Genomic DNA, 15,949 nt, shown 5'->3' on the forward strand with positions numbered 1-15,949 from the left:
CTTAAAGCAATATAGTCAGATTCATTGCTCTAAACTAAAAAAAACTCCTCAGGAGATCCTTAACCATGATTGTCGCAGACAACGAGACATCTGTAGATCTTCTTTATTATGAAGTTTATGCCCAGACAGTTGCACGGCTCATCAAAGAAAACGATGGCAAAGCATTAACAGTTGGGATCCATGGCGATTGGGGAGCGGGAAAGTCTAGTGTCTTAATGATGGTCGACAAGTGCTTCTCTGGTGATGATGATGTATTATGTGTACGTTTCAACGGCTGGCTATTTCAAGGTTACGAAGATGCAAAAGCAGTACTGATCGAAACCATTGTTGAAGAGCTTCTCAAAAATCGGTCATCCCTCGATAAAGTAGTTGATAAAGCCAAAGATGTCTTAAGGCGCGTTAACTGGATGAAACTGGCTCGTCAAACTGGGCAACTGGGATTTACATTGGCGACAGGAATTCCACATCCAGATACAATAAGTGGATTATTAGACTCTGCTTCGAGCTTAATTGGAAAAAAGGTTGATAGCCTAAAACAGAACGACTTGGATGCTATTGCTGGCCAAGCACAAGAGCTAATTAAAGCCCCCCAAGGGAAAACGGCCCCAGAGCAGATGCACGCCTTCCGAGAAGAGTTCGAGGCATTGCTAGACTGCGCAAAAATCAAAAAACTAATAGTTCTAGTAGATGACTTAGATAGGTGCCTACCAGCTACAGCGATTGAAACACTTGAGGCTATTCGTCTCTTTTTGTTCGTACCAAACTCAATCTTCGTTATAGCCGCAGATGAAGGGATGATTGAGTACGCAGTACGGCAGCATTTTCCCGATCTTCCTGCTACGTCCGGACCAACAACCTATGCCCGAAACTATCTTGAAAAGCTGATACAGGTACCGTTCCGGTTACCCGCTCTCGGATATTCCGAAACCAGAATCTACATTACATTGCTAATCGTAATGGTGAGATGTGGAGAGCAGTCGGAATTGTTTGCGGATGTCTCGCGAATTGCGAAGGCTGCACTGCAAAAACCATGGCAGGCGTCCGGTTTAGAACGAAAAACTATTATAGACGAGATAGGAAAAGTTCCCGAACCACTCGAGATAGCGCTGGAACTGGCACAAACGATTACACCAATCCTTACAGATGGATCTCGCGGCAACCCGCGTCAAGTGAAACGTTTCATCAATACAATGATGTTGCGCCTCGCGATTGCAGAGGAAAGAGGGTTTGGAGATAATTTGAAATCTGCGGTGCTGGCAAAAATAATGCTCGCAGAGCGTTTTTCTCCGGAGATCTATGACCGCATAGCTCAAGGTGTCGCTCACGATGGAACCTTTGCTGAACTTGTGCAGCTAGAGGATGCGGTCCGAACCACACATTCTGTGAAGCCTGCCAAAGCCAAGAAGGATGGAAAAAGCTCTACAGGTAATAACGCAGAAGATGCTCCAGTCTTTCCAGAATGGCCAAATATTGAATGGGCGAAGAAGTGGGCGAAAATTGATCCCGCTATAGGAGAATACGATTTGCGGCCATACGTGTTCGTCACAAAAGACCGCCGTAGTGGATTTGGGGCCATCAACACACTTGGTCACTTGGATACGTTGAAGTCTCGACTATTAGGGACTGATCTCGTGGTCAGGCAAGCTGCCAATGAGATTTCTTTGCTTGATGCAGCTGAGGCCGAACAACTGTTTGATATCGTTAGAGGGGAAATTTCTGCAGCAGAGGATCTCAATGCAAAACCACGTGGAGCTTCTGGATTGGCCGCTCTTTGCCAGTCCCATAAGTTTCTTCAACCCACATTGGTCAACTTTCTAAAAAACTTACCAGTTTCGAAATTAGGACCATGGGTGGTTTCCGGTTGGAATAGTTCGATTACGGATGAGGAAGCTCGAAGTAACTTCAGGTTACTGGTAGATTCTTGGGCAATACAAGAAGACAACAAAGCTCTTAAAGCTGCAGCAACCTCGATGAAGACGCTTCAGGCGAACAGCAAGCCGCGCAAGGGAATCAGCTAATTGTAGAGACTTGCACTTATAATTCTCCCAACTCGCACTTATCGGGCTTTTTCGGATCAGATTAAGTGATTTTATCACGGGTGCCAAAATCAAATTAACTGAGAATGAGATCAGATTACCTGCCATCAGATCGCAATCATCGCTGTGAAATCACATTATGTGCCACTGAAGGTCATATTGGCAATCCGGCCTGTCGCATCATCTGCCCCAGTTCCTGGGTTCGTTCGGAATCCAGATGTCCTTTCAGGAATTTGCGCATTTCCGGAAGCCGGGTATCGAATTGCTCCGCAAGTGTCTTGGCGTTGTATCCAAGCCGTGCCAGTCGGGCATCCAGATCGTCATATCCGATCGCAATTGTTTCTTCGACAATCTCCCGCGTGACAGGCTTGGCGCCAAGCTTGTAGGCTTCGGTGAAAGCGCGTGTCAGATGTTCGGTAAACTGAAGCGGTGTTGACAGGCGTTCCACCATCAGATCCAGCGCATCGTCCGCAATAATGTCTCCCTGCCTGGTGTTTTTGGTCCGGCACTGCTTCAGCAGCCAGTCGAGATATTTGCGACTGTCATCCCCCAGTCCCTGAAACATGATCTTGGTGGTTCTGTGACCGATCTCTTCCATTGTCGCCTTGTTCAGATCATTCCGCAAGCGGGGATGGCCAACCAGAACGACAGACAGAACCCCGTCACCTGCCTGGACAATTTCCATCAGGCGCTTGAGGCCTGTCAGCGTGTTTCCATGCAAGTCATGAGCTTCATCGATGAACAGAACGACGGTTTTTCTCATTTTCCTGATGAGGTCCTGAAGCTTGCGCTCCCGCTTTTCGGGCTGTGTCGGCACTTTGACATCTGCATCGCCCGAGACATCGAGAAAGATGGCGGTCAGAAGGGCTGGCAAAACAACACGCGGTTTGTCGATCGACAGGCTGCGCGCCACCAGAATATCCTTGCTTGCGGCCAATTCAGCCTGAAGCCGGTTTAACATCATGGTTTTTCCGACACCGACAGATCCTGTAATGGCAACCAGCCTCCCGGCCAGAATGGCCGCCCGCAGGTCGGCCATCATCTGGCGGTGCCATTCCGTTTCGAAAAAACCGGCCAGCGCCCAGTCCTTCTCGATGCCATAAAATGCCCTGACATCCGCTGTTAGCATGACAGCCTCCTATTATGTTTTGGGGTTCTTACCGAACCGTGTTTTGATTGCCGTAGCAATTTCACGTTTGTTTATCGTGGTGGTGACAAGCTCCTCGATGAATTCAAGATCTTCGGCACTCAACCGCGCCAGCGGTTTCTCCAACAAATCCGCAATGCCGCGACGCGCATCGAGGGTGCTGGCATAACTGAACTGGTGCCACGGGTCTGGATCTTCAAACTTTGCTTCAACGAGGGGGATAATCTCCGCGCTGGCAAATGCCTGTTCCGGCCCGGCCAGGGCCGAACGCGGTACCGATATTCTGGCAGCCAAGTCTGCTACCTTGTCGGCACGCTTCTCGCGGGGCGATTTGGCCTGTTTGCGATACCGATGCAATGGGATTGGTCCGCCGACAGGGCGATATGGGCCATAGCGTTTGCTGCCGAACTCGACAAATAGTTCCTGATCGAACAATCCCCACCACAATAAAACTTCTTCACCCGCCAGATCCGGGTCCACCTCGTAATAGGCGCCCTTCAGATGAATGCGGGCATCCGCTGCAACCGTTCGGCGTTCCGGTTCCCGGGCAAAGGCGCAATACCGTTCCCAGGAACACATTTCGCGCAGGCCTTGCTCGGGCAAGTTTGAACACCAGTCTTCCGCCCGGCTATGGGCTTCATGGCGATGCGGTTTGTCATTGTAGCGGTTGATAAAGTTCAACAACCAGCTATTGGCTTCGGCCTCTGTTTTGGGACGATGAAAGTGATACAGGGTTTCATGAGCTTCCTTGACGGTCAGGAACGGACGTTCAACCTTGCCCTTGGATCGCGCCGTAACCCGTCGACCGTCAGAGCCACGAGGCATGTGAGTACGCCAATCAACGCCAAGATGTCCCATGACGGTCTGGAACACGATGCTTTTGGCAACCGGTCCATTGTCGAGATACAGCCCTGCCGGTCTGCCCTGAAGTGTGGTGCCTTCTTTGGGTGCCATGGCGTTGAACAGGAACCGCAAGGCAGATTCCGCATCCTCACCATACACACAGCGATATTCCTGATAGGCAACACCACTACGATCATCCACCACGCTATAAAGCATCAGGGTTGGTGCGCCCCGTCCGGGTTCGATCCATTCCGGCTGGTCGAGTTGCTTCAGATCGGACGGGCTCATGTCGAAATGCCAGAGTTCGTTGGAATATCTGGCCTGAAACCGGACGGCGGCCGGGCCGCGTATAATCCGGGGATGATCATATCCCCAGTTCCGAAGCCACCGGTTCAGGGTAGATGCCGCCAGCGTTCCTTTAGGGGCTTGCACATAACCTTCGGGCGTCTCAACACCGTGATCCTCAAGCAACCGGATGGCTTCATTCGTCGACAACTTGTGACCTTTGCCATTCTCTGTTCTGATTTTCAGGGCGGCTACGATCTCGCAATAGCGTTCCATCTCTGCCTGCGATATTGCGCGGGGCACACCGCGATCAGAACGTTGCAAGCCTTTCGGGCGTTGCAAGTCTCGTAACTGGCGATAGACCGACGATATACTGAGGCCATATAACCCGGCAGTCCGTGCAACAGCGCTGGCCCGACCGGGGTCTCGCACGGGCAGAGAAGACAATCTGGTCCGAAGCGCCAGAAGTGCCTCGGCCGGTATGCGTGCGGCCCTACCTTTCATTGTCGGCCTCGCCATCAATGCTATCTGCAAATTCCGCGACATAGGTATAGACGGTTGCCCGCGACACACCCATCAGATCGCAGATCTCTTTAATACTGTGCTGTCTTGATCGATACAGGTTTGCGACGTGACGGCGCTTGTCTTTCGTCAGTGCTTTTCGACGGCCGCCTTTACGGCCGCGCGATCTTGCGGCTTCCAGGCCGGCCTTCGTTCGCTCCCGGATCAGGTTCCGCTCGAATTCGGCAAGGGCGGCAAAAATATGAAAGACCAGCTTGCCGCCGCTGGTGGTCGTATCAATCGCTTCGGTAATTGATCGCAGACCGATTTGTCGCTCTGCCAACATCTCGGCATGCGCAATCAATTCCTTCAGGGACCGTCCAAGGCGATCCAGACGCCAGACAACCAGCACATCGCCCTGACGTAATTCTTCGAAGGTGCGATCAAGCCCGGGACGATCAGTTTTGGCGCCGCTCACCTTGTCCCGAAAAATGCGCTCACAACCAGCTTCCCGCAAAGCGTCATTTTGCAGGTCAAGATTTTGATCGTCGGTCGAAACCCGTGCATAGCCGATACGCATGGCGCACCGTCCGGAAAGCCGTTTTTGAGGCGCAGAATATTACGTTGATTTCAAGACGGGGTATACAGACAAATTAACAGTTTTCAATCGGAGATCGGCGTTCGGGCTTTCACCTGTCTGGAAAACGTTCCCTTTCTGGATGCAGCGTACAAGGTATGCTGTCCTGCCCGGACCGCACTACGGGAATGGCACGTTACAAAGGCGATCCGAGTTTTCATGTTCTTCGGGCAGGTCTCAGAGGAACAGCTTCAAACCAGCTCCAAGAAACGACGCAACCAACAGAATCCTGATGATACCCCAGTGCAACCGGAAGGCCAGGAAGCTGCTGAGGAGGAACAGGGTTACGGCGAGCCATTCGATGGTTGCAAGGTCCGGCCGCCAAAGCGTTATGGGTCCCAGCTTCTGCCGGTTCACGCCAGAGAACAGGACATGCAGTGCAAACCAGATCGAAAGATTTAGGATGACACCCACGACGGCGGCGGTGATTGCCTTAAGGGCACCTTTCAGTCGTGGTTGGTTCGATATCCATTCGATGTAAGGTGCACCAACGAGTATCCAGAGAAAGCACGGGGCGAAGGTCACCCAAAGCGCCACTACGGCAGCACTCAGGCCAAGCAGAAGTCCACCGTCCTTGAAGCCGGCGAGAAACCCGACGAATTGCGTGACCAGGATTAGCGGGCCAGGTGTCGTTTCCGCCAACCCAAGGGCGTCGACCATTTCACCTGCGGTTAGCCAGCCGAATTGGACAACGACATCTTGTGCCATGTAGGCGAGAACAGCATAAGCACCGCCGAAGGTCACGACAGCGAGCATGGAAAAAAAGCTGCCGACCTCGACCAGGATGCCGGGCGCACCCGACCATCCGAGGGCAAGCAGTGGCAGTAGCCAGATCGCCAACCATGTTGCGATCGTAAGGCTCGTCTTACCCACCGACACGTGCGCCATGTCCACAGCCTTCCGATCCATGTCCACGGTTCTCATGAACCAGCCGCACAGGCCCGCCATTAGGACGATCAGCGGATAGGGGATCGACAAGAAGAATATCCCGACAAACGCCAACGCCGCAATCAGCCAATGCACACGCTGTGAAAGTGCCTTTTTCGCGACCCGCAACAATGCCTCGACCACGATCACCAGAACGGCAGCCTTGATTCCGTAAAACAGTGCCTCCACAAGCGGTACATCGCCAAAGATGCTGTAGATCGTCGCCAGCAACATGATCACGGCGGCACCAGGCAAGACGAACAGCAGCCCGGCGATCAAGCCGCCGAACGTGCCATGCAGCCGCCACCCGGCATAGGTAGCCAACTGCATCGCCTCGGGGCCGGGTAAGAGCATGCAAACGCTCAGCGCATTCAGGAATTGCTGCTCAGAGAGCCAACTGCGGTCTTCAACGACCTCCTTATGCATGAGCGAGATCTGGGCGGCGGGACCGCCAAACGATAGGATGCCGATCTTCCACCAAACCCGTGTTGCTTCCGCAAGCGTCGGGGTTTCGTCCCTCAGGACGTTACTGGAACCACTCATGACCTACGCCTTCTTCAACGCGGCGGGCCAGTCATGCCCTTCATCCGTGGCATCGCGTGCCCACCGATAGAATGCGTCGTAGAGCATCATGCCAGCTTCGAGCTGTTCCAGGTCGTCGCGATACATTCGAGATAGGCCTAGTGAGGCAGCAAGAAGTCCCGCTGCTTCAGGTGCCAGATCATGCCTGTTGGTGTCGGCACCACGCACGATCACGGCCAATCCCTCAAGCGCACTATGGCTGATGCCGAACTCTTCAATCATCGTGTCGAACGTGCATTTTTCGCCGCGATGGCTCCAGAATACGTTTTCAACGTCGAAGGGCGTCGCATTGAAACGTTCTGCGACGTTGAGGACCTGCGATGCGGCGACAAACAGTATTTGGGCATTCGGATCGACAAACCGGCGAATAAGCCAGGGACAAGCAATCCTGTCGATCTTTGGCCTGTGACGCGTTACCCAGACCGAGCATCCGCTGGCATCAGACGGTGGAAGTTTTTCCGCAAGAACCATCGGAAGCCCGGCATCTTTCCAGGCGAATTGCCCACCTTCGAGGATTTCCGCCTTCGCGCCGACTGATCGCAACAATGCGGCGGCACCTTGGCTAATCTTCAGGCCTTTCTGGCAGTAGACGACGACCGAACGGCCCGCGAGATCATCGGCAAGGTCACGCACATCGAGAAATGGTTGACGCATCGCGCTAGGGATCAGGTGCGGGTCCGCATCGAAGTCTTCGTCAATGCGTACATCAAGCAGTACGGGACAATCGGGTGTCCCCACCAAGCGGGCCAAGGTCGATACGGGTATTTCATTGTATGACGCCATAAAGCATCCTCCATGAACAGGTTGGATGGATGCAAGATTGGGCTGGCGCCTCACGGGGTTCTTGCGGACCCCCGGAACCGCTTTTTTAAACCCGGTTTTCCGCGCCGTCAAGCTCCAGAGCAGACATTAGCCGCATCGCAGAACAAATGGAAAAAGGGCTCCTTCAAGACCCACGCTACGCAAGTCACGAATGGCCGCTGTTTCTCACGACAGTCTTATGCAGATGTAGCTGGGGTCGTCTCAGAAAACGGAAAATAAAGCACGCTAAGGCGTAACTACCCTCGGCTACACCGCGTCGGCACCACGCGGCTCTTTCTCCCCTTGCAGCGAAGCAATCAGCGGGCAAGAAACGTTCCCTTGCCGCGCATGGCAGGCGAACACAAGTTCGGATAGCACGGTTTCCATGCGCGCCAGGTCGGTCATTTTTTCGCGCACGTCCTGAAGCTTGTGCTCGGCCAGGCTGCTGGCTTCCTCGCAGTGGGTGCCGTCATCCAGCCTCAGCAGCTCTGCGATCTCGTCGAGGCTGAATCCGAGCCGCTGGGCTGATTTCACGAAGCGCACCCGCGTCACATCCGCCTCGCGGCTCTGTTGCAAAGATTGGCGGCAGTCAGAGGTAGGCTGTCGCTCTGCGCCGATCAGGCGGCTGCTGCGAAATGGTGGTTGAGCATGCCCATGGCCTCCGTCAGCGCCGAGGGCCCAATGCCAAAAGCTCTCTCCACAAGGCGCACCTCGCCCCTGATGCCGGGCTGCAGGCACCAGGGGCGAGCCTGTCCTTTGCGCAGGGCTCGCATGACTTCGAATCCCTTGATCGTGGCATAGGCCGTGGGGATCGATTTGAAACCGCGCACCGGCTTGATCAGTATCTTGAGCTTTCCGTGATCGGCCTCGATCACGTTATTGAGATACTTCACCTGCCGGTGGGCCGTCTCCCGGTCCAGCTTTCCTTCGCGCTTCAATTCGGTGATCGCTGCACCATAGCTCGGCGCTTTGTCGGTATTGAGCGTGGCAGGCTTTTCCCAGTGCTTCAGGCCTCGCAGGGCCTTGCCCAGGAACCGCTTCGCTGCCTTGGCGCTGCGGGTCGGCGACAGGTAGAAATCGATCGTGTCGCCCCGCTTGTCGACTGCCCGGTACAGGTAGGTCCACTTGCCCCGCACCTTGACGTAGGTTTCATCCAGGCGCCAGCTCGGATCAAAGCCACGCCGCCAGAACCAGCGCAGCCGCTTCTCCATCTCCGGGGCGTAGCACTGGACCCAGCGATAGATCGTCGTATGGTCGACCGAAATGCCGCGTTCCGCCAGCATTTCCTCAAGGTCGCGATAGCTGATCGGATAGCGACAATACCAGCGCACCGCCCACAGGATCACATCACCCTGGAAATGGCGCCACTTGAAATCCGTCATCGTTCCGTCCGTCCAATCTCCGCCAAGCATGCTCAAGCTTCACGATTTTTGCAACAGAGCCCACACGAGTATTGAGCATAGTCGAGATTGGTGCAGATCACTTCTGATATTGAACTGTCAGGAGCTGGCTGCACAACAGCCATTACGCCCAATCAACTGGTGCAGTCGTCTTCTGAAAATGACATTTGGTATCTCTCATAAACGGATGTTTTTGAGAGAACTATCTTCGGCCTTCACACGCACGAAAGGCGGCGAAGCTCCGCCGTTAATCCGTCCGCCGGAGATCTCGCCCAGGCAGGCTGAAGGCCGAGCAAGCCTGACAGGCCCGAAAAGCCCGGCACGGGCGTCGGCGGCGATGACGGCGGCGGCATTATCCAGGGTTGATGATGGAAGTGGAGGATATCGACAACCTCTCGCGCAACCAAGACATCGCGGTCGGACTGCAAGTGATCTTGAAGCCACGGGCCCGTCCCACCCCGACATGGACCTCGATGCCCGAACGGACGTTAGATTTCGAGTTCTAGGCGTTCTGCGATGAAGGTTGGATCCCAGCCGGGATTGAAAGTGTCGACGTGGGTGAATCCGAGCCGCTCGTATAGGCCACGCAGGTTCGGGTGGCAGTCGAGCCGCAGCTTGGCGCACCCCTGCGTTCGCGCGGCATGGCGGCAAGCCTCGATCAGCGCGGAGCTGACACCCCGGCCCGCATGTGTCCGTCGCACCGCGAGCTTGTGCAGATATGCGGCCTCCCCCTTGAGGGCGTCGGGCCAGAACTCGGGATCCTCGGCCGACAAGGTGCAACAGCCGACGATGCCGTCGCTGCAACTCGCGACTAGGAGCTCGGATCTCAGGACGAAGGTCTCCGCGAATGTCCGGTCGATCCGCGCGACGTCCCAGGCGGGCGTTCCCTTGGCGGACATCCACGCCGCAGCGTCGTGCATCAGCCGCACAACCTCGTCGATATCACCCGAGCAGGCGACCCGAACGTTCGGAGGCTCCTCGCTGTCCATTCGCTCCCCTGGCGCGGTATGAACCGCCGCCTCATAGTGCAGTTTGATCCTGACGAGCCCAGCATGTCTGCGCCCACCTTCGCGGAACCTGACCAGGGTCCGCTAGCGGGCGGCCGGAAGGTGAATGCTAGGCATGATCTAACCCTCGGTCTCTGGCGTCGCGACTGCGAAATTTCGCGAGGGTTTCCGAGAAGGTGATTGCGCTTCGCAGATCTCCAGGCGCGTGGGTGCGGACGTAGTCAGCGCCATTGCCGATCGCGTGAAGTTCCGCCGCAAGGCTCGCTGGACCCAGATCCTTTACAGGAAGGCCAACGGTGGCGCCCAAGAAGGATTTCCGCGACACCGAGACCAATAGCGGAAGCCCCAACGCCGACTTCAGCTTTTGAAGGTTCGACAGCACGTGCAGCGATGTTTCCGGTGCGGGGCTCAAGAAAAATCCCATCCCCGGATCGAGGATGAGCCGGTCGGCAGCGACCCCGCTCCGTCGCAAGGCGGAAACCCGCGCCTCGAAGAACCGCACAATCTCGTCGAGCGCGTCTTCGGGTCGAAGGTGACCGGTGCGGGTGGCGATGCCATCCCGCTGCGCTGAGTGCATAACCACCAGCCTGCAGTCCGCCTCAGCAATATCGGGATAGAGCGCAGGGTCAGGAAATCCTTGGATATCGTTCAGGTAGCCCACGCCGCGCTTGAGCGCATAGCGCTGGGTTTCCGGTTGGAAGCTGTCGATTGAAACACGGTGCATCTGATCGGACAGGGCGTCTAAGAGCGGCGCAATACGTCTGATCTCATCGGCCGGCGATACAGGCCTCGCGTCCGGATGGCTGGCGGCCGGTCCGACATCCACGACGTCTGATCCGACTCGCAGCATTTCGATCGCCGCGGTGACAGCGCCGGCGGGGTCTAGCCGCCGGCTCTCATCGAAGAAGGAGTCCTCGGTGAGATTCAGAATGCCGAACACCGTCACCCTGCTGCGTAACATCGTTGCTGCTCCATAACATCAAACATCGACCCACGGCGTAACGCGCTTGCTGCTTGGATGCCCGAGGCATAGACTGTACAAAAAAACAGTCATAACAAGCCATGAAAACCGCCACTGCGCCGTTACCACCGCTGCGTTCGGTCAAGGTTCTGGACCAGTTGCGTGAGCGCATACGCTACTTGCATTACAGTTTACGAACCGAACAGGCTTATGTCCACTGGGTTCGTGCCTTCATCCGTTTCCACGGTGTGCGTCACCCGGCAACCTTGGGCAGCAGCGAAGTCGAGGCATTTCTGTCCTGGCTGGCGAACGAGCGCAAGGTTTCGGTCTCCACGCATCGTCAGGCATTGGCGGCCTTGCTGTTCTTCTACGGCAAGGTGCTGTGCACGGATCTGCCCTGGCTTCAGGAGATCGGAAGACCTCGGCCGTCGCGGCGCTTGCCGGTGGTGCTGACCCCGGATGAAGTGGTTCGCATCCTCGGTTTTCTGGAAGGCGAGCATCGTTTGTTCGCCCAGCTTCTGTATGGAACGGGCATGCGGATCAGTGAGGGTTTGCAACTGCGGGTCAAGGATCTGGATTTCGATCACGGCACGATCATCGTGCGGGAGGGCAAGGGCTCCAAGGATCGGGCCTTGATGTTACCCGAGAGCTTGGCACCCAGCCTGCGCGAGCAGCTGTCGCGTGCACGGGCATGGTGGCTGAAGGACCAGGCCGAGGGCCGCAGCGGCGTTGCGCTTCCCGACGCCCTTGAGCGGAAGTATCCGCGCGCCGGGCATTCCTGGCCGTGGTTCTGGGTTTTTGCGCAGCACACGCATTCGACCGATCCACGGAGCGGTGTCGTGCGTCGCCATCACATGTATACCCTATCCTGATGTCAGGAGAAGCCACCCAGCAACGTCAGAATAGAGTTAACTTTTGTGTTTCTTGACACCTGCGGCGAAAGGTCATAGATTTCTTCCTGACACTTTCGTATTTGGAGGTATCTTGCAGGGTCAACGCATCGGCTACGTCCGGGTCAGCAGCTTCGACCAGAACCCGGAGCGGCAACTGGAGCATGTCGAAGTCGGCAGGGTGTTCACCGACAAGGCGTCGGGCAAGGACACCCAGCGGCCCGAGCTTGATTCGCTGCTGGCCTTCGTGCGCGAAGGCGACACCGTGGTGGTTCACAGCATGGATCGCTTGGCGCGCAACCTCGATGACTTGCGCCGCCTCGTACAAAAGCTGACCAAGCGCGGCGTGCGCATCGAGTTCGTCAAGGAAAGCCTGACCTTCACCGGCGAGGATTCACCGATGGCGAACCTGATGCTGTCGGTCATGGGGGCATTCGCCGAATTCGAGCGGGCCTTGATCCGTGAGCGGCAGCGCGAAGGCATCGCGCTCGCTAAGCAACGCGGAGCCTACCGAGGCCGAAAGAAGTCTCTGAGCGGTGAACAGATTGCTGAACTGAAACGGCGCGTCACGGCGGGCGAGCAAAAAGCGAAGCTGGCCCGTGAATTTGGTGTCAGCCGGGAGACCCTGTATCAATACTTGAAATTGGATCAATAAATATGCCTCGTCGTTCCATACTGTCCGCCGCCGAGCGGGAAAGCCTGTTGGCGTTGCCGGACACCAAGGACGACCTAATTCGACATTACACGTTCAGCGATACCGATCTCTCCATCATCCGCCAGCGGCGCGGGCCTGCGAATCGCTTGGGCTTTGCCGTGCAGCTCTGCTACCTGCGCTTTCCCGGAATCTTCCTTGGTGTCGATCAGGCGCCGTCTTTGCCCCTACTGAAACTGGTCGCCGACCAGCTCAAGGTCGGCGTCGAAAGCTGGGACGACTACGGGCAGCGGGAGCAGACCCGGCGCGAGCACCTGGTCGAGCTGCAAACGGTGTTTGGCTTCCAGCCGTTCACCATGAGCCACTACCGGCAGGCCGTGCACACGCTGACCGACCTGGCCATGCAAACCGACAAAGGCATCGTGCTGGCTAGCACCTTGGTTGAGCATCTGCGGCGACAGTCGATCATCCTGCCCGCGCTCAACGCCATCGAGCGCGCTAGCGCCGAGGCCATCACTCGCGCCAACCGGCGCATCTATGACGCCTTGGCCGAACCACTGTCGGACACGCATCGCCGCCGCCTCGACGATCTGCTCAGGCGCCGGGACAACGGCAAGACGACCTGGCTGGCCTGGCTGCGCCAGTCGCCGGTTAAACCGAACTCGCGGCACATGCTGGAACACATCGAACGCCTCAAGGCGTGGCAGGCGCTCGATCTGCCTTCCGGTATCGAGCGGTCGGTGCACCAGAACCGCCTGCTCAAGATCGCCCGTGAGGGTGGCCAGATGACGCCCGCCGACTTAGCCAAGTTCGAGCCGCAACGGCGCTACGCCACCCTCGTGGCGCTGGCCATCGAGGGCATGGCCACGGTCACCGACGAAATCATCGACTTGCACGACCGCATCCTGGGCAAGCTGTTCAACGCCGCCAAAAACAAGCATCAGCAGCAGTTTCAGGCATCCGGCAAGGCGATCAACGCCAAGGTGCGGCTGTTCGGGCGCATCGGCCAGGCGCTGATCGAGGCCAAGCAAGCTGGCCGCGATCCGTTCGCCGCCATCGAGGCCGTCATGTCCTGGGATGCCTTCGCCGAAAGCGTCACCGAGGCGCAGAAGCTCGCTCAGCCCGATGACTTCGATTTCCTGCACCGCATCGGCGAAAGTTACGCCACCTTGCGCCGCTACGCGCCGGAATTCCTTGCCGTGCTCAAGCTGCGGGCCGCACCCGCCGCCAAGAACGTGCTCGATGCCATCGAGGTACTGCGTGGCATGAACACCGACAACGCCCGCAAAGTGCCTGCCGATGCCCCGACCGACTTCATCAAGCCGCGCTGGCAGAAGCTGGTGATGACTGACGCGGGTATCGACCGGCGCTACTACGAGCTGTGCGCGCTGTCCGAGCTGAAGAACTCGCTGCGCTCGGGCGACATCTGGGTGCAGGGATCGCGCCAGTTCAAGGACTTCGAGGACTACCTGGTGCCGCCCGCGAAGTTCGCCAGCCTCAAGCAGTCCAGCGCATTGCCGCTGGCCGTGGCCACCGACTGCGACCAGTACCTGCACGACCGCCTGACGCTGCTTGAAGCGCAGCTTGCCACGGTCAACCGCATGGCAGCGGCCAACGACCTGCCGAATGCGATCATCACCGAGTCGGGCCTGAAGATCACGCCGCTGGATGCGGCGGTACCCGACACCGCGCAGGCGCTGATCGACCAGACAGCCATGATCCTGCCACACGTCAAGATCACCGAACTGCTGCTCGAAGTCGATGAGTGGACGGGCTTCACCCGCCACTTCACGCACCTGAAATCGGGCGATCTGGCCAAGGACAAAAATCTGCTGTTGACCACCATCCTGGCCGACGCGATCAACCTGGGCCTGACCAAGATGGCCGAGTCCTGCCCCGGCACGACCTACGCCAAGCTCGCCTGGCTACAAGCCTGGCATACCCGCGACGAAACCTATTCGACAGCGCTGGCCGAGTTGGTGAACGCCCAATTCCGGCATCCCTTCGCCGAACACTGGGGCGACGGCACCACGTCATCGTCGGACGGCCAGAACTTCCGAACCGGGAGCAAGGCCGAGAGTACCGGTCACATCAACCCGAAATATGGCAGCAGCCCTGGGCGAACCTTCTACACCCATATATCCGACCAGTACGCGCCGTTCCACACCAAGGTGGTCAATGTCGGCGTGCGCGACTCGACCTATGTACTTGACGGCCTGCTGTACCACGAGTCCGACCTGCGCATCGAGGAACACTACACCGACACGGCAGGCTTCACCGATCACGTCTTTGCCCTGATGCATCTCCTGGGCTTCCGCTTTGCGCCGCGCATCCGTGACCTGGGCGACACCAAGCTGTTCATCCCCAAGGGGGATACCGCCTATGACGCGCTCAAACCGATGATTAGCAGCGACAGGCTGAACATCAAGGCTATTCGTGCCCACTGGGATGAAATTCTGCGGCTGGCGACCTCGATCAAGCAGGGCACGGTGACAGCCTCGCTGATGCTTCGGAAACTCGGCAGCTATCCGCGCCAGAACGGCTTAGCCATCGCCCTGCGCGAGCTGGGGCGCATCGAACGCACGCTGTTCATCCTGGACTGGTTGCAAAGCGTGGAGCTGCGCCGCCGCGTCCACGCTGGACTGAACAAGGGCGAAGCGCGCAACGCGCTGGCCCGCGCCGTATTCTTCAACCGTCTGGGCGAAATCCGCGACCGCAGCTTCGAGCAGCAGCGCTACCGGGCCAGCGGCCTCAACCTGGTGACGGCGGCCGTCGTGTTGTGGAACACGGTCTATCTGGAGCGCGCAGCACATGCGTTGCGTGGCAACGGGCATGCTGTCGATGACGCGCTATTGCAATACCTGTCGCCGCTCGGCTGGGAACACATCAACCTGACCGGCGATTACCTCTGGCGCAGCAGCGCCAAGATCGGCGCGGGCAAGTTCAGGCCGCTACGACCGTTGCAACCGGCTTAGCGTGCTTTATTTTCCGTTTTCTGAGGCGACCCCTAGCTTGCCGAAAGCCTATCAAAACATGTGCTTTCAGATGTCAGCGCGGCATAATCCGGAACTCGGCATTATTTCTAATTTTATGTGTCAATTCAAATTGGTAATGTGAGCGTTAGTGGCAGATAATGTGATTTCACGGTGATGATTGCGGTCTGGTGGCAAATAATCTGATCACATTCGCAGTTAATGTGAGTTTGGCTCTGGCGATAAAATCACTTAATCTGAGCCGGAAAAGCGCGATAAGTGCAAGTTTGACGGATTATAAGTGCAAT

General features: G+C 57.0%; 11 protein-coding genes and 2 pseudogenes. 4 read left to right on the forward strand and 9 right to left on the reverse strand.

Annotated features, from left to right (window positions below):
- Positions 1-65 precede the first annotated feature (65 nt).
- Positions 66-2,018: a Qat anti-phage system ATPase QatA gene (gene qatA, locus J7395_RS15065; protein WP_209222097.1), complete on the forward strand. Its 1,953-nt coding sequence runs from the start codon at positions 66-68 to the stop codon at positions 2,016-2,018.
- A gap of 172 nt (positions 2,019-2,190) precedes the next feature.
- Here qatA and J7395_RS15070 read toward each other — a convergent pair whose 3' ends face one another.
- The 9 genes and pseudogenes from J7395_RS15070 to sul1 form a co-directional block, all read right to left on the reverse strand.
- Complete coding sequence (locus J7395_RS15070; RefSeq protein ID WP_114099726.1) at positions 2,191-3,165, reverse strand: AAA family ATPase; 975 nt, start codon at positions 3,163-3,165, stop codon at positions 2,191-2,193.
- A 12-nt stretch (positions 3,166-3,177) separates the two neighbouring features.
- A complete protein-coding gene (locus J7395_RS15075) occupies positions 3,178-4,794 on the reverse strand; it encodes a DDE-type integrase/transposase/recombinase (RefSeq protein ID WP_114099735.1) in 1,617 nt (538 codons plus the stop codon).
- 10 nt (positions 4,795-4,804) lie between these two features.
- A complete protein-coding gene (locus tag J7395_RS15080; protein ID WP_114099727.1) occupies positions 4,805-5,392 on the reverse strand; it encodes a recombinase family protein in 588 nt (195 codons plus the stop codon).
- Between the two features lie 234 nt (positions 5,393-5,626).
- A complete protein-coding gene (chrA, locus tag J7395_RS15085; protein ID WP_114099728.1) occupies positions 5,627-6,919 on the reverse strand; it encodes a chromate efflux transporter in 1,293 nt (430 codons plus the stop codon).
- A gap of 3 nt (positions 6,920-6,922) precedes the next feature.
- Entirely contained in the window at positions 6,923-7,741 is an 819-nt protein-coding gene (locus J7395_RS15090) for a sulfurtransferase/chromate resistance protein (RefSeq protein WP_114099729.1), read from the reverse strand.
- Positions 7,742-8,026: 285 nt separating this feature from the next.
- Positions 8,027-8,338: pseudogene (locus J7395_RS15095) on the reverse strand (MerR family DNA-binding protein); the annotation flags it as partial.
- A gap of 38 nt (positions 8,339-8,376) precedes the next feature.
- Positions 8,377-9,141, reverse strand: a complete 765-nt coding sequence (locus tag J7395_RS15100; RefSeq protein WP_001389365.1) for an IS6-like element IS6100 family transposase — start codon at positions 9,139-9,141, stop codon at positions 8,377-8,379.
- 506 nt (positions 9,142-9,647) lie between these two features.
- Entirely contained in the window at positions 9,648-10,148 is a 501-nt protein-coding gene (locus J7395_RS15105) for a GNAT family N-acetyltransferase (protein ID WP_000376623.1), read from the reverse strand.
- A gap of 127 nt (positions 10,149-10,275) precedes the next feature.
- Entirely contained in the window at positions 10,276-11,127 is an 852-nt protein-coding gene (gene sul1, locus J7395_RS15110; protein ID WP_000946487.1) for a sulfonamide-resistant dihydropteroate synthase Sul1, read from the reverse strand.
- Positions 11,128-11,228: 101 nt separating this feature from the next.
- Here sul1 and intI1 point away from each other — a divergent pair.
- The 3 genes and pseudogenes from intI1 to J7395_RS15125 all read left to right on the forward strand — a co-directional run.
- A pseudogene (intI1, locus tag J7395_RS15115) lies at positions 11,229-11,987 on the forward strand (class 1 integron integrase IntI1); the annotation flags it as partial.
- Between the two features lie 124 nt (positions 11,988-12,111).
- The gene (locus tag J7395_RS15120; protein ID WP_003055107.1) at positions 12,112-12,672 is read left to right on the forward strand and encodes a recombinase family protein; all 561 of its coding nucleotides are present in this window, start codon (positions 12,112-12,114) and stop codon (positions 12,670-12,672) included.
- Between the two features lie 2 nt (positions 12,673-12,674).
- Positions 12,675-15,644: a Tn3 family transposase gene (locus J7395_RS15125; RefSeq protein WP_026383935.1), complete on the forward strand. Its 2,970-nt coding sequence runs from the start codon at positions 12,675-12,677 to the stop codon at positions 15,642-15,644.
- The last annotated feature ends 305 nt before the right edge of the window (positions 15,645-15,949 follow it).

Source organism: Thalassospira sp. A3_1 (genome assembly GCF_017744215.1).
Classification (GTDB): domain Bacteria; phylum Pseudomonadota; class Alphaproteobacteria; order Rhodospirillales; family Thalassospiraceae; genus Thalassospira; species Thalassospira lucentensis_A.